This window comes from Terrabacter sp. 05T424 (assembly GCF_056396225.1).
The window spans coordinates 131,657-158,414 of the sequence record NZ_JBFTLB010000009.1; the positions used below are offsets into that span (position 1 = coordinate 131,657).

The window sequence follows — 26,758 nt, forward strand, 5'->3', positions numbered from 1 at the left end:
GTCGATGACCGCATCACCTTCCACTTGAGCCCGCTCAGCGCCGAGTACTGGCACGCGTGGGTGGATGGGCTGGGTGCCCTGGTGTGTGGACGCACGTTGTTCGACGTCACCGACGGGTGAGGCGGGATGCACACGATGTGCGTGCCGGTCCGTCGTGTCACCCACCAGATCCCGACTGAGTGGGTCGAAGCCCACTCGGAGGCCCCCTTCTACTTCGTCACCGACGGGGTAGCACCAGCCGTGGCGAAGGCGCAGGAGATAGCCGGGGAACGAACCGTGGCGGTGATAGCCGGCGTCATCGCGGGTCAGTGCCTTGAGGTGGGCCTGCTTGACGCGGTCGCCGTTGACCTCGTGCCCGTGGTCATGGGCCAAGGGCGGGCCTTCTTCAGCGGGCTGGCAACAGAAGACGCTGCCGTGGGCGATCCGATCAAATGCATCCAGGGGGATCGCGTCACGCGCCTCCTGTTCCCTGTGCCGAAGCAGCCGGCCCGAGGAGGATGAGGATGAGGCCCTGCAAGTCGGGCTGAGGGTCGCCGAGCTCGAGCGTTCGCTCTTCTTTTACACGAGCCTCGGGTACGAGGTCTGCGCCTCCAGGTTCGCGCGCGTGGGCAGTGCAGCACGCCGCGGGATACCCCTGGCATAAGCGCGGACGAACTGTTCGAGGTCGGCGTTCACGCGGTCAAGAGGCAGTCGTACCGGTTGGGGGGCCTGTGGGGCCCTTCTGCCAGGGCCAGCGGCCGGTGATCTCGAGCTCGAGGGAGAAGCTGAGAAAGGTGCGGATCAGCACGATGAGCGCCAGGACGAGAACGCTGGACAGTGTCGGGGTCACCGCAACGGTGCGGATGATGTCGGCGGCCACGAGCAGCTCGAGACCGAGCAGAATCGTGCGTCCCAGTTGCTGGCGGAACTGGCGGTAGGTGCCTGGCTGCTGCCGGTGGGCGCTCTGGGCCGCTCGCACGGCCGCGACAAGCGCGCCCGTTACGAGAACGAGCACCCCGGCCGTGTCCATGCCCTTCCCGGCCAGCTCGACGGCTTCGCTGAAGTCCACGTCGTCCCTTTCCGCTCATCGGTGTTTCCTTCCTGCTCAGGGAGAGGCTCACCGGGACGTAGTGCAAGGCGCACGCCTCGTCTGATGCGTGTTGCTATCAGCGTTTGCTATCAATCGATCCCGACGGGGGCGAACTGCCAGCTGAACTGACGGGGCAACTGCCCGCTCGGAACGACGAAACCGCAGGTCAGCGGCATACTAACCTGCGGTTTCGGTGGTGTGGCCAGGGGCGGGGTCGAACCGCCGACCTTCCGATTTTCAGTCGGACGCTCGTACCAACTGAGCTACCTGGCCGGGACAACGTGACGAACTATAGCCGACCCCTCACCCCATCTCGCAAACCGCCCGCGGTGGGCACCGTGGTCGCCGGTCCGTGCGTAGACAGGGCCGTGGGGGAGGGTATCGGTAGGTCGTCAGGTCGGGGATCCGACGCCGTCACGGGGGTCGACGGCGAGACGGTTTGCCGTCGACTGCGGCGATCGTGAACTATTCAATGACCCGGGGCCGTGAGAGCATCTCGCGACCCGCCCTTCGTCCCCTGGGGAGAGACCATGACCGACAACGCAGCCGCGCTGAGCGGGGACTGGGACTTCGACCCGGCCCACACCCGCATCGGGTTCTCCGCGCGCCACGCCATGGTGACGACGGTCCGTGGCTCGTTCAACGACGTGACCGGCCGCTTCTACGCCGACCTCGACGACATGTCGAAGTCCTACGCCGAGGTGACGCTCAAGGCCGCCAGCGTCGACACCCGCAACCAGCAGCGCGACGACCACCTGCGCAGCGGCGACTTCTTCGACGTCGAGAAGTGGCCCGACATCCGCTTCGAGAGCACGCAGATCGAGGAGATCGAGGAGAACGCCTATCTGGTGGCCGGTCACCTCACGATCCGCGACATCACCAAGCCGGTCTCGATCCCGCTCGAGCTGATGGGTGTGCAGACCGACCCGGCCGGCGCGCTGCGTGCCGGCTTCGAGGGCTCGCGGCGCATCAACCGCCGCGACTTCGGCCTCGAGTGGAACATGCCACTGGATGCCGGCGGCGTGCTCGTCTCCGAGAAGATCTCGCTCGAGTTCGAGATCTCCGCGGTCAAGCGCACCAACGGCGACCAAGGCTGACGCTGCTTCGAGGTGAAGCGTCGCGCTCGTGCGCGACGGTCCACCTCGGACCAGGAACCTCCGAAGGGTCTCGCCTACGCGGCGGGGCCCTTCGTGCGCACGTCCGCGACGTGCGACATCGCCTCGCGCAGCTCTCCGAGCCAGTCGCTCTCGTGCTGGGCGACGAGCTTGACGCACCAGGCCAGGGCCTCGGCGCGTGACCGGGCGACGCCGGCGTCGACGAGCGTGTCGAGCACGAGCCGCTCGGGCTGGCGCAGGCGCGTCATCGCGGGCGCGGCGACATGCGTGAACAGCTCGGTGCGGTCGCCGACGCGCACCGCCCACGACACCTTGCGCTCGAAGCGGTGCTCGGCCTCGCGGGCGATCTCGATGCGACGACCCCGGGTGTCCTCGCGGAAGGCCTTGGTGCGACCGGCGCGCGCCTCGCCGCGCTCCGCGTCGCTCGACCCGTCGGGCAGGTCGACGTCGTCGATGGTGAGGACGACCGTGATCTCCTCGCGGTCGACGGTGATCTCCGGTGGCGTCGAGCGCCACTCCTCGGGCAGGCGGCCGACGAACCAGCCGCGCACTCGTTCCTGTGCTTCGTTCGTAATCATGTAATCAGAATTACTCCATTACGAAGGCAGGTCAACGGGTATACGCCTTCGGCAGAGCGCCGAGGACGTATGCCGCCCGGCTCGGCCCGGCGGCATACGCCCTCTGTCGGTGGGTTGCCCAGCCGTCAGGGGGTGCGGGCCAGCTCGGGCTCGGACTCGGCCGAACGCTCCGCGGAGCCGGCCCGTTCGCTGAGGGCGCGGTCGTCGTGGGCGAGCTTGCTGGGCCACCACATGCGGCCGCCGATGTCGAGGTTGAGTGCGGTCACGAGCACCGACCGGACGACCAAGGTGTCGAGCAGCACGCCGAGCGCGACCGCGAAACCGATCTCGGCGAAGGCGACGATCGGCATCGTCGCGAGCACGGCGAACGTGCCTGCGAGCACGAGTCCCGCAGACGTGATGACGCCTCCGGTGGCGGCCAGGCCGATGAGCGCGCCGCGCCTCGTCCCGACCCGCTTCGCCTCCTCGTGGACCCTGGTCATCAGGAAGATGTTGTAGTCGATGCCCAGTGCGACGAGGAAGACGAAGACGAAGAGCGGCAGCGACGAGTCGGCTCCGGCGAAGCCCAGGATGCGCCGGAACACCAACGCGGACAAGCCGATTGCGGCCCCGAACGACAGCACGACCGTTCCGATGAGCACCAGTGGTGCCGTGACTGCCCGCAGCAGCAGGATGAGGATGAGCAGCACGACGCCGAGGATCACGGGGATGATCCGCACGTTGTCGTCGGCGCTCGCCCGCAGCGTGTCGGCCCGGGTGGCTGTGTCGCCGCCAGCGATGGCGTTCGCACCGGGCACGGCCCCGATCGCGGCCCGGATGCGGTCCAGGGTGGCCGTCGCCGCGTCGGAGTCGGGCGCAGCGGTCAGCGTCGCCTGGATCAGCGATCGGCCGTTCTTCGCGATCGGCGGAGTGACGGTGTCGACACCCGCGACGCCCTTGACTGCGGTCTCGACGGCACCCGCCTTCGCCTCGTCGGCGAGCACGAGCACCGGGGAACCCGCTCCGGCAGGGAAGTGCCTCGCTGCGATCTGCTCGCCGATCACCGAGGGCGGCGCCGTGTAGTACGAGTCCTTGTTGGACAGGCCGGATGCGTTCAGCTGAAGGACGCCGAGCGAGGCGATGGCGAGGAGCAGGGACGTGACGACCCAGGTGCGTCGCGGGGCGCGGGCGATGCGGGCGCCGATGCGGGCCCAGACACCGTCGCGGGTGTGGTCGTCGGAGCCGAAGGTGGGACGCACCGGCCAGAAGACCCAGCGGCCGAGCACGACGAGCAGGGCCGGCAGCAGGGTGACCATCACGAGCAGGGCCACGGCGATGCCGATGGCCGCGACCGGCCCGAGCCCCTTCGTCGAGCTCATCGTCGCGAAGAGCAGGCACAGCATGCCGGCGATGACGGTGGCCCCGGAGGCGAGGATCGCGGGACCGGCCCGGTGGAGCGCGACGGCCATGGCCTCGTGGCGGTCCTCGTGACGCCGCAGCTCCTCGCGGTAGCGCGCGACGAGGAGCAACGCGTAGTCGGTGCCGGCGCCGAAGACGATGACCGTGAGGATGCCCGAGCTCTGCGCGTTGACCGTGAGGGTGTCGCCGTCGGCGAGGAAGTAGATGACGCCCTGGGCGACGAAGAGGGCCGTGCCTGCCGACAGGACGGGGACGAGCCACAGGACGGGGCTGCGGTAGGTGACGAGCAGGATGAGGATGACGACCGCCATTGCGCTGTAGAGCAACTTGCCGTCGATGCCGGAGAAGGCCTCCGACGAGTCCGCTGCGTAGCCGACCGGGCCGGTGATGTGCATCGAGAGGCCGGCCGGGGTGTCCTTCGCGGCGTCACGCATCTTCGTCACGGTGACGCCGAGGGAGTCCCACCCGGCGTCGCCGGCGTCGACGGGCACGATGACCTGCAACGCCTGCTTGTCTGCGGACGGGATCGGGCCGATGGCGTCCCGCCGGACCGTGTCGATCACGTTGAACTTCGCCACCTGCGCGGTCACCGCCGCGAAGTCTGCCTGGGTGATGCCCGAGGAGCGTTCGTAGACGGCGACCGCGGGGAACTCGTTCTTGCTCTGGAAGTCGGCGATCTGTGCGACCACCTGGGTCGACTGGGCGTCCTGCGGCAGCCATGACGCGGCCTCGTTGTTGAGGACGTCGGGGAGCTTCGAGGCCGGGCCGAACATGAGACCGAGGACGAGGATCCAGAAGCCGACCACGAGCCACTTCGTCACCCGCGTCGACGGGATCCTGGCGAAGCGTCCGATCTCGCCGGTTTTGTTCTCTTGCATGGTGATTGCCCCTCTGCCGCAGTGGGGTCGCACGCCAGCGGCCCGCATCCACGCTAGGACGGTTCTGCGGACACGCACAGCGGTTGCGCGCGGAATGGGGGTCAGCCTCAGGGGCGACTCGGGGTAGACCCTGACAGGCGGCCGAGGGCCCGCCGGTGTTGCGCGCCGCCTAGCATGGTTGCTCGTGCAGTTCCTCAACGGCCTCCAGCCCCAGCTCGACCTCACCTACGACGACGTCTTCATGGTGCCGAGCCGCTCGTCGGTGACGAGCCGCCTCGACGTCGAACTGTCGTCCGTCGACGGGTCGGGCACGACGGTGCCGCTCGTCGTGGCCAACATGACCGCCATCGCCGGGCGTCGCATGGCCGAGACCGTGGCCCGTCGCGGCGCGATCGCGGTCATCCCGCAGGACATCCCGGTCGACGTCGTGCGCGAGGTCGTGGGCTGGGTCAAGCAGCGAGACCTTGTGCACGACACCGCGATCACGCTCGAACGGCACATGACGGCAGGTGAGGCGCTCGTCCTGATCGGCAAGCGCGCGCACGGCGCTGCGGTCGTCGTCGACGGACCCAAGCCGGTCGGCATCGTCACCGAGAAGGACCTCACCGGCGTCGACCGCTACACGCAGGTGCACGACGTCATGCACGAGGACATGGTCGTGCTGCCCGACAGCATCGACCCGCAGGAGGCGTTCGAACGGCTCTCCGTGGCCCGCCGCAAGGTCGCGCCCGTCGTCTCCGAGCACGGTGAGCTCGTCGGCATCCTCACCCGAGGCGGGGCGGTGCGCGCCGGTCTCTACCAGCCGGCCGTCGACGCGCAGGGGCGCCTCCGGGTCGCTGCTGCCGTAGGCATCAACGGCGACGTCGCCGCCAAGGCGTCCGAGGTGCTCGCTGCCGGCGCGGACGTCCTCGTCATCGACACGGCGCACGGCCACCAGGACAAGATGATCGAGGCGCTCCGGGCCGTCCGGGCGCTCGACCCCGGTGTGCCCGTCGTCGCAGGCAACGTCGTTTCGGCTGCCGGCACCCGTGAGCTCATCGAGGCGGGGGCCGACATCGTCAAGGTCGGTGTGGGTCCGGGTGCCATGTGCACCACCCGCATGATGACGGCTGTGGGTCGTCCGCAGTTCTCCGCAGTGCTCGAATGTGCCACGGCCGCAAGGGATCTCGGCAAGCACGTGTGGGCAGACGGTGGAGTGCGCCATCCGCGTGACGTCGCCCTCGCGCTCGCGGCCGGTGCCTCTAACGTGATGATCGGCTCGTGGTTCGCCGGCACGCTCGAGTCGCCCGGTGACCTCTACACCGACAACGACGGCCGGCAGTACAAGGAGTCGTTCGGCATGGCCAGCTCACGCGCCGTCCGCAACCGCACCGCCACTGACTCCGACTACGACCGCGCCCGCAAGTCCCTCTTCGAGGAGGGCATCAGCACCGCGCGGATGTACATCGACCCGGCCCGCCCGTCCGTCGAGGACGTCATCGACCAGATCGTCGCCGGACTGCGAAGCAGCTGCACGTATGCCGGGGCGCGCAGTCTCGAGGAGTTCCACGAGCGGGCGGTCGTCGGCCTCCAGAGCACGGCAGGCTTCGCCGAGGGCCGCCCCCTCCACACCTCCTGGTGACGACCGTCGAGAACTGAGTGCTCGACGGTCGGGCGCCGACTCCAACGCCCGGTCGAGTGCTCAGTTTCCGACGCTTGTGGACGCGACCTCGCCGTCCGCGACACCATCAAGAAGGCACTGCGAGACGTCCGCGGAACCATCACGAGGGTCGAGGACACCCTCGTCTCGCTCCACCTGCGCCGCGAGCAGCTCGTCGGCCGGTCAGGCGAGCCGACCAGCTGATGGTCCGACGGTCGTTGGGTGATCACCCCACCGGGTGCCGGACCATCGCGCGTTCCCCGACGCAAGGGCTTGGTCGGGAACTGAGCACTCGACCGGGGCATCGCGTCGAGTGCCCAACTTCCGACGCCGGTTCGTGTCGGGAAGTGCGCACTCGACTGGGTCAGGGCGTCGGGAAGTGCGCACTCGACTGGGTCAGGGCGTCGGGAAGTGCGCACTCGACTGTATGGCGACGCCCGCCTGGTGGTAGGTCGTTCCCGTCTTGTCGAGTGCTCACTTCCCGACAGGGGCTCTGTGGGTCAGTGACGCTTGCGGCCGACCTCGACGACGCGCCAGCCGCGCTCGTGGGCGAGCTCGCGCAGCTCACGGTCGGGGTTGACGGCCACGGCCTCACCGACGCGCTCCATCATCGGCAGGTCACTGATCGAGTCGCTGTAGGCGGTGCAGCGCGAGAGGTCGTAGCCGCGCTCGGCCGCGAGCTTCTCGATCTCGATGACCTTGCCTGCGCCGTAACAGAACTCGCCCGTGAGGTGGCCGGTGTAGCGGCCTTCGTCGTCGAGCTCGCTGCGCGTGGCGACAGCGCCCTCGAGCCCGAGCGCCGTGGCGATGCGGCTCACGAGCTCGATGGGTGAGGCCGACACGACGATGCGGTCCTGGCCGAGAGCCTTCGCGTCGGACAGCAGCGTCATCGACGCCGGGATCGCCTTGCGCACGATGCCGGGGACGATCGCGTCGGTGAGGTGGATGATGTCGGACTGCCGGATGCCGGCGACGGCCCGGAGGATGCGCTCGCGCAGCGCCTCCGAGCCGGCGTCGGTGGATCCCTTGCGGTGGAAGGAGACCGCGTTGACGGTGTCCGTGACGAGGTCGCGCCACGGCACGTGGCCGCCACGGAAGGCGGCGATGGCGAGCGGGTAGTTCGCCGACCCGCGGATCAGCGTGCGGTCGAGGTCGAAGAACGCGGCCGTCGGCACGGGGAGCGCCGCGGCGTCACCCGACATGCGCCACCATGGGGAGACTCGCCCGGCTCGGCGGCACCGGTGCGTTGACGACGTTCTTGGGCAGCGCGCGAGGCGTGCGAGGCGGCAGCGCCAGACGGAAGACCTTGGCCCACGCCTGACCGACCTGACGGTGGATCGGGCCAGTGGTGTAGGGCAGGCCGTAGCGCTGGCAGATCTCGCGCACCTCGACGGCGACCTCGTGGTAGCGGTTGCTCGGCAGGTCGGGGAAGCAGTGGTGCTCGATCTGGTGGCTGAGGTTGCCGGTCATGAGGTGCATGAGCTTCGACCCGGAGATGTTGGCCGAGCCGAGCATCTGGCGGATGTACCAGTCGCCGCGGGTCTCGCCCTCGATCTCCTCCTCGCTGAAGGTGTCGACGCCGTCGGGGAAGTGGCCGCAGAAGATGACCGAGTGGGCCCAGACGTTGCGGATGGCGTTTGCGGTGAAGGTGCCGAGGAGGGCCTGCTTGCCCGAACCGAAGGGGACGGCGGCGAGCGGTGTCGCGGCGTAGTCCTTGGTGAACTGGCGGGCCACCTTGCGGCCCAGGGCCTTGAGGTCCTTCTGGAGGTCATCCTTCGACTTCTCGCCGTTCTGCACGGCCTCGAGCTCGAGGTCGTAGATGGCGATACCCCACTCGAAGAACGGCGCGAGCACCGCGTTGATGGCCGGGTTGAGGATGTTGAACGGGCGCCATGGCTGGTCATCGGCCATGCGGAGGGTGGAGTAGCCCACGTCCTTGTCCTTGCCCAGGACGTTGGTCCAGGTGTGGTGCAGGTCGTTGTGGGTGTGCTTCCACGCGGCGGCAGGCGTCACGAAGTCCCACTCCCACGTGGTCGAGTGGATGTCGGGGTCGCGCATCCAGTCCCACTGGCCGTGGAGGACGTTGTGGCCGATCTCCATGTTCTCGAGGATCTTCGCGACCGAGAGCATCGCGGTGCCGGCGACGAAGGCCGACTTCTTCTTCGAGAGGAGCAGCGTTGCGCGGCCGGCGACCTCGAGGGTGCGCTGGATGCGGATGACACGGCGGATGTAGGCCGCGTCCTTGGCGCCGCGCGAGGCGATGATGCGGTCGCGCACGGCGTCGAGCTCCTGGCCGAGGCGCTCGACGTCGGCCTCGGAGAGGTGCGCCGCTGCGCTCGGGCGCTTGACGGGCCCGCCGGACGCTGCGAGGACCGGCTTCTTGGGCCGGACGGTCGAGGCGGTGCCCGAGGCGGCGCTGGTGAGCGTCGTCGTCGGTCGGTTCGTGGTGGCGGTCATGGTGTTCCCTTCTCAGATGTCCAGGTGGACGGGTCCGGCGGCCGCGTTGACGCAGGTCTGGATGAGCTCGCCCTCTTCGCCGTGCACCTCGCCGGTGCGCAGGTCGCGCACCTTGCCGGCAACGAGCGGCGTGAGGCAGCTGCGGCAGATGCCCATGCGGCAGCCGCTGGGCATGACGACGCCGCACTCCTCACCTGCTTCGAGCAGGGGGACGTCGCCGCCCACCTCGAGCTCCTTGTCGGACTTCTCGAACGTGACGAGGCCGCCTTCGCCGCCGGCGCCCTCGAGGAGCACCGGTGCGAATCGCTCGATGGTCAGGTTCTTGTGGGTCTCGTCGTCGCCGTCGCGCAGCCACAGCTCGGTGGCCGCGTCGAGGAAGTCGGCGGGGCCGCAGGCGTATGCCGCCCGCTCGCGCCAGTCGGGACACAGCGTCTCGAGGTCGGTGACGTCGCTGAGGTCGAGGCGGCGGCCGCCCCCCTCGCGGGTGTACCAGTGGCGGACCGTGAGGCCGGGAAACTGGTCGGCGAGCTCGAGCAGCTCGTCGTGGAAGAGGGCGTCCTCGCGCGTGCGCGCCGAGTGCACGAGCACGACGTCGGCGTCGGGGCGGCGGGGCACGAGCGTGCGGATCATCGACATCACCGGCGTGAGGCCGCTGCCCGCGGTCAGCATGAGCAGCGGGCGCGGGTGCTCGGGGAGCACGAAGTCGCCCTGCGGGGTGTCGAGGAAGAGGATGTCGCCGACCCGGGTGTCGCGGGCCAGGGCGGTCGAGACGAAGCCGATCGCGGTGACGGTGATGGCCGGGTCGTGACCGACGGCGGCAGACAGCGAGTAGCTGCGCCACTGGCGCACCCCGTCGATCTCGACGCCGATGCGGGCCCACTGGCCGGCGGCGTGGGGGTTCCAGCCGCGGCCGGGGCGGAAGTGGATCGTGGTCGACTCGGGGGTCTCACGGGTCACCTTGGTGACGACTCCGCGCAGCTGCCGCGAGGACGAGAGCGGGTTGACCAGGCCGATGATGTCCTCGGGCGCGAGCGGGGTCGTCAGGATCGACGCCATACGCCGGAGAGCTCTGATCTGGGCCATGTACCAATCCTGCCCTCCCGAGGGTGTCGGGATCTTGGGGCTGCGCGTAGGGTTTGCGGGAAGAAACTGTCGTCTCGCGACAAAAGGCAGGTGGCTGGAGTGGCGCAGAACACGTCTGACCCACCGTGGTTGTTTCTCCCAGCCGAAGTGAGCACGGTCCTTCGGCCGGTTGTCGGGGACATCGTCGAGGCGATCATCGATGGCATACCCCGTGACGTCCCGGTGTACGCGATGCCGATGGAGGGCCGCTTCGGCCAGGGCGTTCGGCAGGGCGTCACGGTGGCGCTGAACCGCTTCCTCGACCTGCCCGGCACCCGTCTGCAGGCCCTCTCCGATGACGGCAAGTGGGTCTACGAGAGCCTCGGCCGCGGCGAGGTGCGGTCGGGCCGCAGCCTCGAGTCGCTCCTCGCGGCCTACCGCTACGGCGCGCGCGTCACGTTCCGCGCGATCTCGCGCACGATCGACGTCTCGCAGCTGCCGCCCGAGACGCTGCTCGCCCTCGGCGAGTCGCTCTTCGCCTACATCGACGAGCTGTCGGCCGCGAGCGCGCAGGGCTACGCGCAGGAGCAGTCCGAGCGTGCCGGCGAGCAGCTGCGGCTGCGCGGCGAGCTGCTCGAGATGATCCTGCGCGGCGACTCCAGCGACGGCGGCGTGGCCCGTCTCGCGGCGGCCGTCGGGTGGACCCTCCCCGAGGTCGTCGTCGTGGCGCTCGTGCCCTTCCCGCACGTCGACGGGCTGCGGGCCTCGCTCGGCCCGGACGGGCTGGCGGCCGAGCGTGGCACCGACGTGGTCATCGTCTTCCCGTTCGTCAGCCGCAAGCCACGTCGGCGCGACCTCGAGCGGGCCCTGCGGGGTCGCCGAGCGATCGTCGGACCCGCTCGTCCGTGGCAGCAGGCGAGCGAGTCGCTCCACCTCGCCACGGCCGCCGGAGCCCACGGCGTCGCGCCCGGCCCCGACCAGCCGCACCGCGACACCGCCCCGGTCTGGGTGGAGGACCACCTCGCCGAGCTCGTCGTTCAGGCCGAGCCCCTCGCGACGGCCGACCTCGCCCGCACCCGCCTCGCTCCGCTCGACGAGCTGCGGCCGGCGGTGCGCGAACGCCTCACCGAGACCCTGCTGTCGTGGCTGCGGCACCAGGGACAGCGCGCCCCCATCGCCGAGGAGCTGTTCGTGCACCAGCAGACCGTCGGCTACCGCGTCGCGCAGCTCAAGGAGCTCTTCGGCCATGCGCTCGATGACCCCGAGGTGCGGTTCGAGCTCGAGCTCGTGCTGCGCGCCGGCCACCGCTGACGGCAGGACCAGAGGTCAGAGCAGGCGGATGGGGTTCCCATCGAGGTATGCCGTCACGTCCTCGACGACGCCCGCAAAGAACGTCGCGTAGACGTCACCCGTGACGTAGCCGAGGTGGGGCGTGAGGAGGGTGCGCGGTGCGGTTCGGAGCGGATGGGCCGTCGGCAGCGGCTMCTCGTCGAAGACGTCGAGGCCGACGCCGCCGAGGTGGCCGCGGTCGAGAGCGGCGAGAAGCGCGGCTTCGTCGACGATCGGGCCGCGGGAGGTGTTGACGAGCAGCGCGTCGGGACGCATCAGGGCCAGCTCGCGGTCGGCGACGAGGCCACGGGTCTCGGCGGCCAGCGGGAGGTGCACCGAGACGACGTCGGAGACGGCGAGCACCTCGTCCAGGGCGGCCGCCCGTGCTCCCGCCGCGCTCGCGCGCTCGGCGGTCAGGTTGCGGCTCCAGCCGACGACCTCCATGCGGAAGGCGCGCCCGACGGCGGCCACCTGGCTCCCGATGCGCCCCAGGCCGAGCAGGCCCAGCGTGTGACCGGCCAGGTCGCGGCCCACGGTCGTCTGCCAGCCACCGTCGCGCATCGCGGTCGCCTCGGGGACGAGGTTGCGGGCGAGGCCCAGCACGAGCGCCCAGGTCAGCTCGGCGGGTGCGGCGGCGAGGCTCTCCGTGCCGCAGACGGTGATGCCGGCGGCCTCGGCGGCCGCCGTGTCGATGCTCGGGTTGCGGCGGCCGGTGGTGACGACGAGGCGGAGCCGTGGCAAGGCGGTCAGCACCTCACGGGGGAGCCGCGTCCGCTCGCGCATGACGACGACGGCGTCGAACGGCTCGAGCCGGGAGACGAGGCCCGCGGCCTCGCTCACGTGGTCGCGGAACACGTCGACCGTGCACGGGTGGGTCGGGTGGTCTATGACCGGCGACCAGTCCGCGCTGGTCAGGGCCACGCCCTGGTAGTCGTCGAGCACCGCGATGCGCACGCGGCCAGCCTAGGTGCGACGTGTCGGGTGGTCGGGAGTCGGCCCGGAATGCGCGAAGCGCCGCTCTCTGATGAGAGCGGCGCTTCGTGTGCTGCGACCCCGACCGGGCTCGAACCGGCGACCTCCGCCGTGACAGGGCGGCGCGCTAACCAACTGCGCTACGGGGCCTTACTGGGTAGTGCGGGTGGAACTCTACTGCGTATCCCCAACGGGATTCGAACCCGTGCTGCCGCCGTGAAAGGGCGGAGTCCTAGGCCGCTAGACGATGGGGACCTGCCCGACCTATCCGTTGGGACGTCGAAACTATATGGGAGTTTCCGGCACCCGCCAAATCCGCCCGGAGCCCCCGCCGGAAGGCCGGTGAATCAGCCCTTCGCCCACGCGCGAACGTCGTCGACCGGCCACGTGGTCACGATGCGCTCGGCCGGGATGCCGAGGCGCTCGGCGCGCTCGCAACCGAGCGACTTCATGTCGAGCTGGCCCGGCGCGTGGGCGTCGGAGTCGATGGTGAAGAGGCAGCCGAGGTCGCGCGCCAGCTCGATGAGCTCGTCGGGCGGGTCGCACCGCTCGGGACGGGAGTTGATCTCCACGGCGACGTCGTGCTCGAGGCAGGCCCGGAAGACCTTCTCGGCGTCGAAGGCCGACGGAGGTCGCTTGCCGCGGTTGCCGGTGACGAGCTGCCCGGTGCAGTGGGCGAGGACGTTGGTGCGGGGGTTGCGCACGGCGGCGACCATGCGCGGCGTCATCTCGAACGACGGCTGGCGCAGCTTGGAGTGGATCGAGGCCGTGACGACGTCGAGCTGGTCGAGCATGTCGTCGTCCTGGTCGAGCGTGCCGTCGAGGTGGATGTCGACCTCGATGCCCTTGAGCAGGGTGAAGGCGTCGCCGAGGCTCGCGTTGATCGCCTCGACGCGCTTCAGCTGGTCGGCCAGCCGCTCGCGGCTCAGGCCGTTGGCGACGGTCAGCCGTGGGGAGTGGTCGGTCAGGGCCATCCACTCCTGCCCGAGCTGCACCGCGGCCAGCACCATCTCCTCGATCGGGCTGCCGCCGTCGCTCCAGTTGGAGTGGGCGTGCAGGTCACCGCGCAGGGCGGCATACAGCTCGGCCCCGCCGGTGGTCAGCGGCTCGCCGTGCTTCTCCTCGGCCGAGACGAGGTATGCCGGCAGCACACCACGCACCGCCTGCCCGATGATGGCGGCGCTCGAGTCGCCGATTCCCTTGATCTGCTTGAGGGTTCCCGCCTCGACGCGCTCGCGCAGCTCGTCGTCGGAGATGAGGGTGATGGCCTCGATGGTCTTGCGGAACGCATCGACGCGGTAGCTGCTCTCGCGCCCCCGCTCGAGCAGGAAGCAGATGCGCCGCAGGGCGTCGAGCGGGCTGACGGGTGCCTGCGGAGGGGTCGGCTGCTCCATGGCGTGCAGCCTAACCGGGCGCGGGGACGCCGGCAGCGGGTCGGACCGCTAGCGCTGCAGCGTCGGCAGCGTGGACCCGTCGGGCAGCTTGCCGGCCGGGACCGGCGTGGACGGGACGACCCGGACGAGGTCGCCGTAGCGCTGTGCCACCAGTCCGTGCGAGGCGCCCTCGTCGGCGAGGACGGTCACGGTGTCGGTGCGCGCGTCCATCGAGAGGCCGACTATCTGGACTCCCTTGGTGCGCCAGGTCTCTCGCTCGTTGCCGATCTCCTGCAGCACGCGGGACTTCTCGGCGTAGGAGTGCTTCACGACCGCGAACTCGACGTCGCCCGCTGAGGGCATGGCGCCCTTGACGAGGGCCTCCAGTGTGGGATCGTGCCGGGTCACGGTGACCACGATGTGCGACCCAGCGGCATCGGCGGCATACGCCCCGGAGAAGGTGTCGGGCCAGCGCGTGACGAGAGTCTCGGCCACGGTCTCGAACGCGGCGGTCTGGGGGCTCGTGACGGTGCCGAACCACGTCGACGCCTCACGGGCGGGAGCCACCTCGGACCCGCCCGCACTGTCGGTGCCACGCAGTGACTGGGGGCTGTCGCCGGAGCCGCCGTCGGCGCCCGAGACCGCCTTGGGCGCCTCGGCCGCGGAGCCGGCGCTCGCGGTGGTCTGTGAGGCGGAGTGGCCGGCCACCCAGGCGGTGCCGACCCCGCCGACGACGAGGAGCGCGGCCGCGGCGCCGAACACCGCGGAGCGGCGCCGGGACGTGCGGGCCCGCCCGCGGATGACGGCGCGCTGCACGAAGAGGTCGTCGCGCGGAGGCTCGAGGTCGTTCATCATCGACAGCGCCTTTCGCAGCTGCAGCTCGCCCGCCTCGGGGGCGGAGTGCTGCTCCGGGGTGTCGGGGCCGAACTCGTCGTCGGTGGCGCTCATGAGACGGCTCCTGCCCCGGTCAGTGGTGGTTCGGCGAGCCGGTCGCGCAGGGCGGCGAGCCCGCGCGAGATCTGGCTCTTGATGGTGCCCTCGGCGACGCCGGTGCACTCGGCGATCTGGGGCACCGTGAGGTCCTCCCAGAAGCGGAGGACGAGGACGGCGCGCTGTTTCTCGGGCAGGTCGCGCAGCAGGTCGGTCAGGGTCATGGCGAGCTCGCGGTCGTGGTCGGTCGTGGTCGGCTCGGGTGCTTCGTCGGTGAGCACCTCGCGACGCCGTTTGCGCTGGTCGTTGAGGTAGAGGTTCATCATGGTGCGTCTCGTGTAGGCGGTCTCGGCGCCGGAGGTGATGCGGGGCCACGCGACGTAGACCCGGGCCAGCGCCTCCTGGACGAGCTCGTCGCCGTCGGCCCAGTTGCCGCAGAGCAGGTAGGCGCGCCGGCGCAGCATCGTCTGCCGCTCCTCCACGAAGGCGCGAAATGCCGCCTCGTCCCTCCGTCTCATGTGCTCCCGCTCGTTCGGATCGGTCGGTCCGGTCGGCCCGTCAGGTCGTCACTGGTTTCGTACACCCCCTTGGACACACCGGCCCCTCGAACCGTTGCATGCGAGGTTTCGGGCCCTGGGTCAGGACACCCGGCCGAGGTCGAGGAGCGCCAGCATGAGGGCGGCGATGGTCTCCCCGTCGGTGATCGTGCCGTCGCGCACGAGGTCGAGGACCTCGGGGACGGGCACCAGGCGTACGCCACCGATGCCCTCGGCGGCGCGCTCCCGCACGCTGTGACCGCCGTCGCCGTGATAGCCAGGGGCCGGCTCGAGTCCGGTCGCGAGGAAGACGACCTCGGGCGCACGACAGACCCCGTTGAGCGCGTTCATCGCGCCGACCTGCGTCCATTCGCGCGCAGCGAGCCCCGTCTCCTCGGCCAGCTCACGCCGGGCCGCGACGAGCGGGTCCTCGCCGTCCGTGCCGCCGGCCGGCACCTCGACCGAGCTGCCGACGGTGTGCCGGTCGACGGTGAGGAGGACGACCTCGTCGGCGTCGGTGAGGGCGACGACGAAGACAGCGGGCTGCTGCAGCTCGACGACGCCGTAGATGCCGTCCGTGCCGTCGGGACGGGTCACGGCGTCCTCGCTCACCCGGATCCACGGGTTCTCGTAGACGACGCGTGAGGCCCGCACCGGCCAGGTCATGTTCTCTCGTCCGTCGCCACCGCTCGATCGTGTCAGGCGGCGTGCTCGAGGGCGAGGAGGCGCTCCTTGGCCTCGAGGCCGCCGAGGTAGCCGCCGAGCGAGCCGTCCGAGCGGACGACCCGGTGACAGGGCACGACGATCGGCAGCGGGTTCGTGGCGCACGCCGACCCGACGGCGCGGACAGCGCGGGGGCTGCCGGTCGCCACCGCCACCTGGCCGTAGCTCTCGGTGGAGCCGTAGGGGATCTCCTGCAGGTGGTGGAGCACCGAGAGCCGGAAGCCGCGAGCCAGCCGGAGGTCGATCGGCACGTCGAAGCTGCGCCGACCACCGGCGAAGTAGTCGTCGAGCTCACGGGCCAACGGGTCGAGCCGGTTGCCGCCGCGCAGGATCCGCGAGCCGACCGAGGTGCCGAGCGACTCGAGCACCCGGTCGTGGTCCTCGACGTCGAAGGCCACCCGGACGACCCCGGCCTCGGTGGCGGCGAGCAGGAGGGCGCCGACGGGGGAGTCGACGACGCGGTAGGTCGCGTCGACGGCCGACTCCGTCGTGGCGCGCTCGACGAGTGCTGCGTGAAGTGCGGCGAGGTGCTTGTCGTCACCGCTGGTCGTGGTCGTGAGGAGCTGGATCGTGTGGTCAGACATGGGTGGTCACCCTTCCGTCGGATGCGTAGGTGGATCGGAGCCGTGCGATGCCGTCGGCGGCTGCGCGGCGTGCAGCCGCGGGCGTGCCGCCGAGGATTCGGGCGACCTCGGGGTGGGGCAGGCCGGCCACGTGGTGGTAGGCCACGCAGAGGCGCTGTTTCTCGGGGAGGGCGGCCAGTGCGGACCAGAGGTCGCCGTCGGGCAGGGCCTGCTCGGGCTGGTCGCGGTGTGGGGCGGCGGCATCGGGAACCGCAGCCACGGGCACGGCGTGGCGTGCGCCCGCACGGGCGACGTCGACGGCCTTGCGGTGCGCGACGGTGACGAGCCACGCCCGGACGTTCGCGTCGTCGGGCAGGTCGGGCCAGGCCCGCAGGGCCGAGAGGAAGGTCTCGGACCACGCGTCGTCGGCCTCGTCGGGGCCCAGCACGGCGCGGCACACGCGCAGCACCACGGCCCCGTGCTCGGTGACGGCCTGCTCGAACGGTCGCTTCATACCCTGTAGACGCTCCGGCCCGCGGAAGTGTGAGGTTCCAGTGTGGCGGACGGGCGACGGGCCCTCAGAAGAGCCGGCCGACGTCGGCGGCAGCAGGCTCCTCGAGCGCGAGGAGGAAGCGCTTGCGGTCGAGCCCACCGGCATACCCGACCAGGGAGCCGTCGGCCCCGACGACGCGGTGGCACGGGACGACGACGGCGATCGGGTTGCGCCCGTTGGCGGTGCCCACGGCCTGCGCGAGGTTGCGGTCGCCGAGCGCCCGGGCGAGGTCGCCGTAGCTGCGGGTCTCGCCGTAGGGGATCTCGCGCAGCAGCGCCCAGACCCTCTGGTGGAAGTCGTCACCGCGGGGTGCCAATGGCAGCTCGAAGTCGGTCAGGGCGCCGGTGAAGTAGGCGGCCAGCTGCACCGACGCCTGGGCGAACGGGGCGTCGCTGACGTCGCCGGGCTCGCCGAACACCTCGGGGTCGTCGGGGCGGTACTTGGCGGCATCCATGAGCACGTGCGTGATCGCCCCGTCCTCGGCGACGACGGTGAGGTCACCGATCGGCGAGGGCAGCACGACGTGCGCGCGGCTCATGCGTCGTCGTCGCCCTTCTCGGGCCCGCCGTGCGCCGCCAGGATGTCGGCGTGCGTCGGCACGGGGAACTCGGCGGCGTAGTCGCCGTAGGCACGGGGGTCCTCGGAGGGCTCGAGGTGGCAGGTCAGGGCGACCTCGCCGAACTCGCGGTGCACGGCGTCCTCGACCTCCTCCATGAGGTCGTGGCCCCGCTGGACGGTCCAGGCCCCCGGCACGAGCACGTGCACCTCGGCGAACCTGTGGTGGCCGGAGAGCCGGGTGCGCAGGCCGTGGAAGTGCACCTCGCGGGTGACGAAGCGCGCGAGGATCTCGGCGATGGCCGCGTTGTCCTCCTTCGGCATCGCGATGTCCATCAGGCCCTCGGTGGATTCGCGGATGAGCTTCCACCCGGTCCAGATGATGTTGAGGCCGACGAGGAAGGCGACGACGGGGTCGAGGCGCTCGATGCCGGTGAGGGCGACGACGAGAACGCCCACGACGACGCCCGCCGACGTCCAGACGTCGGTCATGAGGTGCTTGCCGTCGGCCGTGAGCGTGAGGGAGCGGTGCTGCCGCCCGGCACGCAGCAGGACCACCGCCACACCGCCGTTGACCAGCGACGCGACCACCGAGATGGCAAGGCCCAGGCCGATGTTCTCGATGGGCTGTGGCCTCATGAAGCGCTCGACGGCGGTGACGACGATGACCACGGCGGCGACGAAGATCATCATCCCCTCGACGGCCGCCGAGAAGTACTCGGCCTTGGTGTGGCCGAAGTGGTGGTTCTTGTCCGCCGGCATGGCGGCGACCTTGAGTGCGATGAGGACCGCGACCGCCGCGACGAGGTTGACCACCGACTCGGCGGCGTCGGAGAGAAGGCCCACAGAGCCCGTGATGCGCCAGGCGACGAACTTCAGGGTGATCGTCACGACCGCGGCCGCGATCGAGAGGTAGGCGAAGCGGCTCAGGTCGCGCGTCTGCTGCATGCGGTTGCCGCCCTCGGTCACGGGCATGGGGGAAGTCGACACGACTCCAGTGTCGCAAAGCGCACCGACGGCGACCGGCGCGGACCCGTTCGTGGACGGCTGGTGACGATGCCGCCGGACCGGGTAGGGGCACAGGTATCCGATCGTTGGCGAAAGGAGCCCGACATGGGAACCGAGGACAAGGCCAGGAACATGGGCGAAGACCTCAAGGGCAAGGCCAAGGAAGCCGCCGGAAAGGTCACCGACAACGAGCGACTCGAGGCCGAGGGCGAGCGTGACCAGGCCTCGGCGGACCTCAAGCAGCGGGGCGAGCAGCTCAAGGACGCGGGCGAGGACGTCAAGGACGCCTTCGACCGCTGATCTTCCGGAGTGGGGTGGGCCGGTCCCGACGGGGACCGGCCCACTGCCGTCCCGTCGGACGTCGGCGGGTTCCTGCCTCTTCCGGGGGCGTATGCCGCCGTGCTGGGTAGGGGACGTTCGTCCCCTTGCCAGCGTGGCGTCGGTTCCGTGAGGCTCGACGGGACGAACGTTCCGCTCCCTCCGAGAGGCGCCACCCGTGACCCAGACGAGCCAGAAGAGCCACACGACCGTCCCTGCTCCCACCGCCGACGAGATCGCGTCCATGGACGCCTGGTGGCGGGCCAACAACTACCTGACGATCGGCCAGATCTACCTGCAGGACAACGCCCTGCTGCGCGAGCCCCTGAAACCCGAGCACATCAAGCCTCGGCTGCTCGGCCACTGGGGCACGAGCCCCGGCCTGTCTTTCGTCTACACGCACATGTCGCGGGTCATCCGGCACACCGGGCAGCAGACGATCTACCTCACCGGCCCCGGCCACGGCGGTCCGGCGCTCGTCGCGGCCGGCTACCTCGAGGGCACCTACTCCGAGACCTACCCGAAGGTGACGTGCGACGCGGCCGGGGTGGGGCGCCTGTTCCGCCAGTTCTCCGCGCCCGGAGGCATCCCGAGCCACGTCTCGGTGACCACTCCCGGCTCGATCCACGAGGGCGGCGAGCTGGGCTACGTCCTCATGCACGCGTTCGGTGCCGTCATGGACAACCCCGACCTGCTCGCGCTCGCCGTCGTCGGCGACGGCGAGGCCGAGACGGGCCCGCTCGAGGGCTCGTGGAAGGGCATCTCGTTCCTCAACCCCCGCCGTGACGGAGCCGTGCTCCCGGTGCTGCACCTCAACGGCGCCAAGATCGCCGGGCCCACCGTGCTCGGACGCAAGGACCCGGCCGAGGTGCGCAGCCTCCTCGAGGGCCATGGCTACGAGGTGTTCGAGGTCGAGGGTGACGACCTGCCCGGCATGCACGAGCGCTTCGCGGAGACGCTGGCGACGGCATACGGCCGGATCGCGGACATCCAGGCCGGGGCGAGGGCCGACGGGTGGGTGATGGCGCAGCGACCGCGGTGGCCGCTCATCGTCCTGCGCACCCCGAAGGGGTGGACGGGCCCGGCCGAGGTCGACGGCGTCAAGGTGACCGGCACCTGGCGTTCGCACCAGGTGCCCCTGTCGGGCGTCAAGGACAACCCGGAGCACCTGGCCCAGCTCGAGTCGTGGATGCGGTCCTACAAGCCCGAGGAGCTCTTCGACGAATCGGGTGCCCCGAACGACGTTGTGCTGCAGGCGAACCCAGAGGGTGACCTGCGCATGAGCGCATCACCTCACGCGAACGGCGGGGTGCTGACGAAGGACCTCGACCTGCCTGACTTCCGCGACTTCGCGCGCGACGTGCCGGCGCCGGCGACGGTGCGCGAGGAGTCGACGCGGGCCGTCGGCGAGCTCATGCGCGAGCTGTACGTGCGCAACCCGACGACCTTCCGCCTCTTCAGTCCAGACGAGACGAACAGCAACCGGGTCGGCGCGGTCTTCGACGTCTCCGAGCGCATGACTGCCGAACGCGTCACCGACGACGACGTCAAGCTCTCGCACGAGGGCCGGGTCATGGAGGTGCTGTCCGAGCACAACTGCCACGGCTGGCTCGAGGGCTACAACCTGACCGGCCGGCACGGGCTCTTCGCGACGTACGAGGCGTTCGCGATGGTGAGCGCCTCGATGACGGTGCAACACTGCAAGTGGCTCCAGGAGGCCAACCGGCTCGACTGGCGGGCGAAGGTGCCCAGCCTCAACATCCTGCTGACCTCGACGGCCTGGCGCAACGACCACAACGGCTTCTCCCACCAGGGTCCCGGTCTCATCCAGACCGTGCTCAACGCCAAGGGCGACGTGTCACGCATCTATCTCCCGCCGGACGCGAACTGCCTGCTCTCCGTGGCAGATCATTGCTTCAGGTCGAAGAACTACGTCAACCTCATCGTCATCGACAAGCAGCCACAGCCGCAGTGGCTCACCATCGACCAGGCGGTCGAGCACTGCGCCCGGGGCGCCGGAGTGTGGGACTGGGCGGGCAACGACGACGGCGACCGCGACCCCGACATCGTGCTCGCCTGCGCCGGCGACGTCGTGACGATGGAGGTCGTCGCGGCCGCGCAGATCCTGCGAGAACGCCTGCCGCAGCTGAGGGTTCGCGTCGTCAACGTCGTCGACCTGATGAGCCTCTCCCGCCCACGCAGCCACCCGCACGGCATGGACGACGTCCGGTTCGGCGAGCTGTTCACCGACCACGTCGACGTCGTCTTCGCGTTCCACGGCTACCACGGCGCGATCCACCAGCTCGTGCACGGCCGTCCCGACGCCGACCGCTTCCACGTTCGCGGTTTCAGCGAGGAGGGCACGACGACGACGCCGTTCGACATGGTGGTGCGCAACGGGGTCGACCGCTACCACCTCGTCATGGACGCCATCAACAACGCCGGCCGCCAGGTGCGAGGGTCGAGCGAGCTCAAGCAGTGGTGCGAGTCCCAGCTCGACGCGCATGCGGCCTACATCGTCGACCACCTCGAGGACATGCCCGAGGTGCGCGACTGGGTGATGACGACCGTCACCGAGGACTGAGCGCGCACCGGCGGACGTATGCCGTCCGGCCCGGCCGGGCGGCATATGTGCTCTCGTCAGTCGCGTCGCGGGGCGACGACCACCTCGACCCCGCTGTCGCGGAACGCCTGCAGCGCAACGGGATCGGCGGAGGCGTCGGTGACGAGCGTCCACGCGCGCGGCATGACCGCCCACGCGTGGAAGGGTGACTGGCCGAGCTTGTCGGCGTGCGCCAGCACGTACGTGTGCTCGGCCCGGCTCATCATCAGCTCCTTGAGCCGGGTCTGCTCGAGGTCGGCCTCGCAGATGCCGCGCTCGGCGTGCACGCTGTCGGCGCCCATGAACGCACGGTCGAAGCTGAGTCGCTGCACGGCCGCCTCGGCGAGCGGGCCGACGAACGCCTGGCTCAGCGGTCGCAGTCGACCCCCGAGGGCGATGACGTCGATGCCGACGCTGTCGGCGAGGGTGCCCATCGCGCTGATCCCGGCGGTGACGACGGTCAGCTCGGTCAGCTCGGGCGTCTTGCTGATAGCGTCGGCCAGCGCACCCATCGTCGAGCCGGCATCGAGCAGCACCGTCTCGCCGGGCTCGATCTGGTCGGCGGCCCACCGGGCGATGTCGCGCTTGGCAGCGTGAGCCTCACCCAGACGCTGCCGGAGCGAGGCCTCGGGGTGGTGGGCCAGGCTCATGACGCCGCCGTACGTGCGGGCCAGCTTGCCCTGGGCGGTCAGCTTGGCGAGGTCGCGCCGGATCGTCGACGCCGTGACACCGAGCTGGTCGGAGAGCTCCTCCACGCTCGCGAGCCCACTGGTGGTGGCGAGGCGGACGATCTCGCCCCGACGCGTCTGTGCGGTGTGCTTCGCCACGCTGGGCACCCTAGGCGTCCACGGGCTTCGGCGCCATCTCCGCCCCGAGGCGCAGTGCCTCGATCATCGAGCGGTGGTCGGCGATGCCGGTGCCGGCGATGTCGAAGGCCGTGCCGTGGTCGACCGATGTGCGGATGACGGGCAGCCCGATGGTGACGTTGACGCCAGCCTCGAGGCCGAGCACCTTGACCGGGCCGTGGCCCTGGTCGTGGTACATGGCCACGACGAGGTCGTAGTCGCCGCGGCCGGCGAGGAAGAAGAGCGTGTCGGCCGGCAGGGCGCCGTGCACGTCGATGCCGTCGGCGCGGCAGACCTCGATGGCCGGGTTGATCTTCGACTCCTCCTCGCCGTAGCCGAACAGGCCGTTCTCGCCCGCGTGCGGGTTGATGCCGCAGACGCCGATCTTCGGGTTCGGGGTGCCGGCGTCGACGAGGGCCCTGTGGCCACGGCGGATGACCCGCTCGACGAGTCCGGGCTCGATCCGGTTGACGGCGTCGATCAGGCCGATGTGCGTGGTCACGTGGATGACCTTGACCCTCTCGGTGGAGAGCATCATCGAGACCTCGGGCGTGCCGGTCAGGTGGGCGAGCAGCTCGGTGTGGCCGGGGAACACGTGACCACCGGCGTGCAGCGCCTCCTTGTTGAGCGGGGCCGTGCAGATGGCCTGCACCTTGCCCGCCATCGCGAGCTCGGACGCGACGCGGATGTAGTGGAAGGCCGCATCGCCGGCGACGGCCGACAGCTCGCCGAAGGGGAGGTCCTCCGGCAGCAGGGCCAGGTCGATGACGTTGATGCGGCCCGGGATCTCGCGCGCCTCCTCGACGTCGTCGATGGTGACGATGTCGACCGGGACGCCCGCCACGGCCGCGGCTTGCTTGAGGCGCAGCGCGTCACCGACGACGACGACGCGCGCCATCGTGGCCACGTGGGGGTCGGCGAGGGCCTTGACGATGATCTCGGGGCCGATGCCGGCGCCGTCTCCCATGGTCACGGCGATGCGGGGAAGGGCGGCGGTCATGGGTTCTCCTTGGTGGTGGCGCTGCTGGGGGCGCTGGCGCTCTGGGGGCTGACGGTGAGTGCTGGACTAGCGGTCTGGGGGCCGGTGGCCGGGTCGTCGCCGAACAGGTGGTCGACCACGCGGGCGAGCGAACGGGGTCGACCGAAGCTGCCCGGCCGGGTGACGACGGCCTGGCCGCCGGGTCGGGTGCTGACGACCGTTCCCGTCTCGATCTCGGCGACGACCTCGAGGGCATCGACGCCGAGACGGTTGAGGACGGCTCGGGCGGTCTCGCCGCCCGAGAGGAACAGGGCGTCGTACGCGTCGGCGACCGTGGCGACCACGTCGGCGAGGTGCTCGGTGAGGACGCGGGCGCGGGTCGGGTCGGCCGGGGCGACGGGGTCGAGGCCCACCGCGACGACACGGCTCGGCTGCGCGGCCACGAGGTGACGGCGTACGGCATCGGGGTCGGTGAGCAGGTCGTCGGGCTGGACGAGCACGATGTGCGCATCGCGCGCAGCGCGGAGGTGCGCGACCTGGTCGTCGATGCCGGGCGCGCGCGTGCCGAGCACGAACAGCAGCGACCCGACGGGACCCGCTGGGGTCGCGCCGTGGCCCGGTTTCGTGCCGTCGGCGTACGCGTCGGCGTGCTCGTCGGGGAGGGCGCGCGCGGCGACGGCCGCGAGGGCGCCCGCACCCACCAGCAGCGACGTCGAGGCGCGGGCAGCGGCGGCGTGCACGACCTCGAGGTCGGCTTCGGTCTCTGCGTCGCACACGGCGACGAGCCCGGCTGCGCGGGCATCGGCCAGGGCCTCGGCGACGGCGTCGACGCCGCTGCTGACCGTCGCCTGTGGGATGAGGATGGTGCGCAGCGGCCGGAAGGCGTCGGCGACCGTCGTCGGTGCGGGGCCCGGCTCGACGGCCCACAGGTCCGTCTCGTGCAGGGGAGTGCCCGCCACGAGGAGGACGCCGTCGCGCACGATGCGACCGAGGGCGGGGTTGGCCACGGCCACGACCGGCACGCGTCGCAGCGCGTCTGCGAGCGCGGCGACCTCGGTGCCGATGTGGCCCCGCAGGAGGGAGTCGACCTTCTTGACCACGACCGCGGCCGGCGCGACGAGGAGCGCCGCTGCGCGGACCGCGCGGACGGCGTCCTCGACCGGCAGGCGCCGTGAGTCGGTGTCGATCGCGACGACCGTGGTGGCTGCCGAGGCGGCGTCGTCGGGGCCGTGGTGGCCGGGTGATGCCGGGGAGTCAGCCCGCGGCAACGAGTCGGCCAGCAGGACACTACTGCGCGAAACGCGCAAGAGTGCGTGTGCTGCGCACTCGGCAGCACCGCTCAGGTCGTCTGCCACGACCGCCAGGGCCAGCGTTGCCATCTCTACCTCCTCACCGCGGTCTCACAGCATTTCGTGCTTGTAAGGCAAGGGAATTGGCGACCTTGCCGATGGGCTGAAGGGCAGCTGCTCCGCCGTTCCGGATGGGTCCCGGCAGCGGGTATCGAACTGTTCCTTCACAAAAAACGCTACAGGTATTGCGCGAATCACGCAATGGTGTCAAGGTTGGTGGACCCGAGGGGCGCAGCGTGCGCCACCGACGGGGAGGCCACCGCTCAACGAGGAGTTTCGATGCCCCAGCAGCCCGCCCTGCTTCCCACGTCAGACCAGCCGACGCGTGAGGTCTCGCGTCGCTCGATCCTCAAGCTCGCCTCGCTGGCCGGTGCCGGAGCGCTCTTCGCTCCCGCGCTCGCCGCCTGCGCCGGGCCCAAGTCCGCCAACAGCGCGAGCACCGCCGGAGCCGGCGCCGCAGGCGGCAGCCTGAGCATCGTGCTCAACCGCAACCTGGTCAGCCTCGACAACAAGCTGAACCAGTACGACGCCGCCGTCACCGTCCAGCGCGCCGTGCGAGAGGCCCTCACCAAGATCGGCGACGACCTCAAGCCCGAGCTCGTGCTCGCCGAGTCGTTCGAGCAGACCAAGCCGACCGAGTGGACCGTCAAGCTCCGCAGCGACATCCACTACTCCGACAAGTCGCCGGTCACCGTCGAGGACGTCGAGACCGCGCTCAAGCTGTACTTCCAGGTCAAGGCGGGCTACGTCGCCTCGCAGTTCTCGGAGCAGCCGAGCTTCACCAAGGTCGACGACAAGACGTTCACGCTCACCACGAAGGTCCCCGTCGTCACCCTCGACTCGTTGATGTCCAACATCCTCATCACGCCGGCCAAGGACAACAAGGCCGAGGAGCTGAGCACCGGCCTCGGCACCGGCCCGTTCGTCATCACGACGGCCGACACCGGCACCGGCACCTACAAGCTGACCCGCAACGACAACTACTGGGGCGAGAAGGCCAAGCTCCAGGAGGTCAACGTCTCCTACCAGGAGGAGGAGGGCGCGCGCGTCATCGCGATCACCTCCGGCCAGGCCGACGTCATCGACACGATCACGCCCGAGTCCGCCGCGTCGCTCAAGACGAACGCCGACGTCGATGTCATCGAGACCCCCGGCACGCGCCTCATCCACCTCTTCTACAACTTCCGCAAGCCGGCCGACCACCCGCTCGCCGACCCGAAGGTGCGCGAGGCCCTGACGTACGCGATCGACCACGACTCGCTCATCAAGGCCCTCATGAACAACCAGGTCTCCTCGGCCGAGGGCGTCGTGCCCAAGACCCTCGCGGGCTACGTCAAGACGGGCGACTACGTCTACGACCAGGCGAAGGCCAAGCAGCTGCTCGCCGCCGCCGGTGTCTCCGACCTCAAGCTGACCTTCATCTGGGAGGACTCCGAGTTCGCGGGCGCCTCACGCGTCCTCGAGGCCATCTCGCAGATGCTGGCCGCCGTCGGCGTCACCGCCACCCTGAAGATGATCCCCAAGGGCGGCGAGATCAACGCCTGGCGCCGCGGCGAGGCGGGTGACTGGGACGTGCTCGCAAACGGCTACGGCAACCAGACCGGCCTCGCGCTGACCAACCTCGTGGGCCAGTACGGCGGCACGCCCGCCAAGGAGAAGACCAAGGACACCTACCAGGGGTACGTGTTCCCTGACATCGTCGCGCTCCTCGACAAGGCCGGCGCCGAGGCCGACGAGGCCAAGCGCAACGACCTGCTCAAGCAGGCCCAGGAGAAGATCTGGGCCACCTGGCCGGCCCTGTGGGCCTGGACGCCGAACAACGTCCTCGCCAAGCGCAAGCGCGTCACGACGCTCAAGCTTCGGGCCATCAACTCCTACGACCTCGGCGCGGTCACGGTCTCGGCCTGACCCGCCCGCCGCGCTCTCC

Annotated in this window: 25 protein-coding genes and 3 tRNA genes; 7 read left to right on the forward strand and 21 right to left on the reverse strand. The window is 70.4% G+C overall.

Annotation, left to right across the window (positions count from 1 at the left end; genetic code table 11):
• Positions 1–135: 135 nt before the first annotated feature.
• Entirely contained in the window at positions 136–501 is a 366-nt protein-coding gene (locus AC1DE0_RS18060) for a dihydrofolate reductase family protein (RefSeq protein WP_478103423.1), read from the forward strand.
• A gap of 178 nt (positions 502–679) precedes the next feature.
• Here AC1DE0_RS18060 and AC1DE0_RS18065 read toward each other — a convergent pair whose 3' ends face one another.
• Positions 680–1,048, reverse strand: coding sequence for a DUF1622 domain-containing protein (locus AC1DE0_RS18065; protein ID WP_478103427.1), 369 nt, complete (start codon positions 1,046–1,048; stop codon positions 680–682).
• Positions 1,049–1,268: 220 nt separating this feature from the next.
• Positions 1,269–1,342, reverse strand: a tRNA-Phe gene (locus tag AC1DE0_RS18070).
• A gap of 257 nt (positions 1,343–1,599) precedes the next feature.
• On the opposite strand from AC1DE0_RS18070, the gene AC1DE0_RS18075 reads away from it, so the two are divergent.
• A complete protein-coding gene (locus AC1DE0_RS18075; RefSeq protein WP_478103430.1) occupies positions 1,600–2,166 on the forward strand; it encodes a YceI family protein in 567 nt (188 codons plus the stop codon).
• 74 nt (positions 2,167–2,240) lie between these two features.
• Here AC1DE0_RS18075 and AC1DE0_RS18080 read toward each other — a convergent pair whose 3' ends face one another.
• Positions 2,241–2,762: a hypothetical protein gene (locus AC1DE0_RS18080; RefSeq protein WP_478103434.1), complete on the reverse strand. Its 522-nt coding sequence runs from the start codon at positions 2,760–2,762 to the stop codon at positions 2,241–2,243.
• A gap of 125 nt (positions 2,763–2,887) precedes the next feature.
• Positions 2,888–5,038 (reverse strand): MMPL family transporter, encoded by a 2,151-nt coding sequence (locus tag AC1DE0_RS18085; RefSeq protein WP_478103439.1) that lies wholly within the window; start codon positions 5,036–5,038, stop codon positions 2,888–2,890.
• A 184-nt stretch (positions 5,039–5,222) separates the two neighbouring features.
• Here AC1DE0_RS18085 and AC1DE0_RS18090 point away from each other — a divergent pair, with 184 nt between their 5' ends.
• Positions 5,223–6,659: a GuaB1 family IMP dehydrogenase-related protein gene (locus tag AC1DE0_RS18090; RefSeq protein ID WP_478103443.1), complete on the forward strand. Its 1,437-nt coding sequence runs from the start codon at positions 5,223–5,225 to the stop codon at positions 6,657–6,659.
• 518 nt (positions 6,660–7,177) lie between these two features.
• Here the strand turns inward: AC1DE0_RS18090 and AC1DE0_RS18095 are convergent.
• The 3 genes from AC1DE0_RS18095 to AC1DE0_RS18105 are packed head-to-tail and all read right to left on the reverse strand — an operon-like array spanning position 7,178 to position 10,217.
• Complete coding sequence (locus AC1DE0_RS18095; protein ID WP_478103448.1) at positions 7,178–7,879, reverse strand: HAD family hydrolase; 702 nt, start codon at positions 7,877–7,879, stop codon at positions 7,178–7,180.
• Positions 7,869–9,134, reverse strand: a complete 1,266-nt coding sequence (locus tag AC1DE0_RS18100; RefSeq protein WP_478103453.1) for a fatty acid desaturase family protein — start codon at positions 9,132–9,134, stop codon at positions 7,869–7,871. The genes AC1DE0_RS18095 and AC1DE0_RS18100 overlap by 11 nt, the downstream gene beginning before the upstream one ends.
• 12 nt (positions 9,135–9,146) lie before the next feature.
• Entirely contained in the window at positions 9,147–10,217 is a 1,071-nt protein-coding gene (locus tag AC1DE0_RS18105) for a ferredoxin reductase (RefSeq protein ID WP_478103456.1), read from the reverse strand.
• A gap of 99 nt (positions 10,218–10,316) precedes the next feature.
• On the opposite strand from AC1DE0_RS18105, the gene AC1DE0_RS18110 reads away from it, so the two are divergent.
• The gene (locus AC1DE0_RS18110) at positions 10,317–11,507 is read left to right on the forward strand and encodes a PucR family transcriptional regulator (RefSeq protein ID WP_478103461.1); all 1,191 of its coding nucleotides are present in this window, start codon (positions 10,317–10,319) and stop codon (positions 11,505–11,507) included.
• Between the two features lie 15 nt (positions 11,508–11,522).
• Here the strand turns inward: AC1DE0_RS18110 and AC1DE0_RS18115 are convergent, their stop codons facing one another.
• The 11 genes from AC1DE0_RS18115 to AC1DE0_RS18165 form a co-directional block, all read right to left on the reverse strand.
• Positions 11,523–12,479 (reverse strand): D-2-hydroxyacid dehydrogenase family protein, encoded by a 957-nt coding sequence (locus AC1DE0_RS18115; RefSeq protein ID WP_478103465.1) that lies wholly within the window; start codon positions 12,477–12,479, stop codon positions 11,523–11,525.
• A gap of 94 nt (positions 12,480–12,573) precedes the next feature.
• A tRNA-Asp gene (locus AC1DE0_RS18120) sits at positions 12,574–12,647 on the reverse strand.
• Between the two features lie 32 nt (positions 12,648–12,679).
• Positions 12,680–12,752, reverse strand: a tRNA-Glu gene (locus AC1DE0_RS18125).
• Between the two features lie 92 nt (positions 12,753–12,844).
• Positions 12,845–13,891, reverse strand: a complete 1,047-nt coding sequence (locus AC1DE0_RS18130) for a PHP domain-containing protein (protein WP_478103469.1) — start codon at positions 13,889–13,891, stop codon at positions 12,845–12,847.
• A gap of 48 nt (positions 13,892–13,939) precedes the next feature.
• Entirely contained in the window at positions 13,940–14,818 is an 879-nt protein-coding gene (locus tag AC1DE0_RS18135) for a hypothetical protein (protein ID WP_478103473.1), read from the reverse strand.
• Positions 14,815–15,318 carry a SigE family RNA polymerase sigma factor gene (locus AC1DE0_RS18140; protein WP_478103477.1) on the reverse strand — a complete coding sequence of 168 codons (504 nt, stop codon included), beginning with the start codon at positions 15,316–15,318 and terminating at the stop codon, positions 14,815–14,817. The genes AC1DE0_RS18135 and AC1DE0_RS18140 overlap by 4 nt, the downstream gene beginning before the upstream one ends.
• A 120-nt stretch (positions 15,319–15,438) precedes the next feature.
• Positions 15,439–16,002 carry an NUDIX domain-containing protein gene (locus AC1DE0_RS18145; protein ID WP_478103481.1) on the reverse strand — a complete coding sequence of 188 codons (564 nt, stop codon included), beginning with the start codon at positions 16,000–16,002 and terminating at the stop codon, positions 15,439–15,441.
• 32 nt (positions 16,003–16,034) lie between these two features.
• Positions 16,035–16,643 (reverse strand): methylated-DNA--[protein]-cysteine S-methyltransferase, encoded by a 609-nt coding sequence (locus AC1DE0_RS18150; protein WP_478103486.1) that lies wholly within the window; start codon positions 16,641–16,643, stop codon positions 16,035–16,037.
• A complete protein-coding gene (locus AC1DE0_RS18155; protein ID WP_478103490.1) occupies positions 16,636–17,136 on the reverse strand; it encodes an RNA polymerase sigma factor in 501 nt (166 codons plus the stop codon). The genes AC1DE0_RS18150 and AC1DE0_RS18155 overlap by 8 nt, the downstream gene beginning before the upstream one ends.
• A gap of 64 nt (positions 17,137–17,200) precedes the next feature.
• Positions 17,201–17,713, reverse strand: a complete 513-nt coding sequence (locus AC1DE0_RS18160) for a methylated-DNA--[protein]-cysteine S-methyltransferase (RefSeq protein ID WP_478103493.1) — start codon at positions 17,711–17,713, stop codon at positions 17,201–17,203.
• Complete coding sequence (locus tag AC1DE0_RS18165) at positions 17,710–18,705, reverse strand: cation diffusion facilitator family transporter (protein WP_478103551.1); 996 nt, start codon at positions 18,703–18,705, stop codon at positions 17,710–17,712. The genes AC1DE0_RS18160 and AC1DE0_RS18165 overlap by 4 nt, the downstream gene beginning before the upstream one ends.
• A gap of 138 nt (positions 18,706–18,843) precedes the next feature.
• On the opposite strand from AC1DE0_RS18165, the gene AC1DE0_RS18170 reads away from it, so the two are divergent.
• Together AC1DE0_RS18170 and AC1DE0_RS18175 are read left to right on the forward strand one after the other, a co-directional pair.
• Positions 18,844–19,038, forward strand: coding sequence for a CsbD family protein (locus tag AC1DE0_RS18170; protein WP_386052260.1), 195 nt, complete (start codon positions 18,844–18,846; stop codon positions 19,036–19,038).
• 196 nt (positions 19,039–19,234) lie between these two features.
• On the forward strand, positions 19,235–21,640 hold the full coding sequence (locus AC1DE0_RS18175; RefSeq protein ID WP_478103499.1) for a phosphoketolase family protein: 2,406 nt from the start codon (positions 19,235–19,237) through the stop codon (positions 21,638–21,640).
• A gap of 56 nt (positions 21,641–21,696) precedes the next feature.
• On the opposite strand, the gene AC1DE0_RS18180 is transcribed toward AC1DE0_RS18175, so the two are convergent.
• Genes AC1DE0_RS18180 through AC1DE0_RS18190 form a run of 3 tightly spaced genes read right to left on the reverse strand, consistent with a single transcriptional unit; the run spans position 21,697 to position 24,861 of the window.
• The gene (locus AC1DE0_RS18180; protein WP_478103502.1) at positions 21,697–22,485 is read right to left on the reverse strand and encodes a DeoR/GlpR family DNA-binding transcription regulator; all 789 of its coding nucleotides are present in this window, start codon (positions 22,483–22,485) and stop codon (positions 21,697–21,699) included.
• 10 nt (positions 22,486–22,495) lie between these two features.
• Entirely contained in the window at positions 22,496–23,503 is a 1,008-nt protein-coding gene (gene pdxA, locus AC1DE0_RS18185) for a 4-hydroxythreonine-4-phosphate dehydrogenase PdxA (protein WP_478103504.1), read from the reverse strand.
• On the reverse strand, positions 23,500–24,861 hold the full coding sequence (locus tag AC1DE0_RS18190) for a four-carbon acid sugar kinase family protein (protein WP_478103508.1): 1,362 nt from the start codon (positions 24,859–24,861) through the stop codon (positions 23,500–23,502). The genes pdxA and AC1DE0_RS18190 overlap by 4 nt, the downstream gene beginning before the upstream one ends.
• Before the next feature lie 249 nt (positions 24,862–25,110).
• On the opposite strand from AC1DE0_RS18190, the gene AC1DE0_RS18195 reads away from it, so the two are divergent.
• On the forward strand, positions 25,111–26,739 hold the full coding sequence (locus tag AC1DE0_RS18195) for an ABC transporter substrate-binding protein (protein WP_478103512.1): 1,629 nt from the start codon (positions 25,111–25,113) through the stop codon (positions 26,737–26,739).
• Positions 26,740–26,758: the final 19 nt, after the last annotated feature.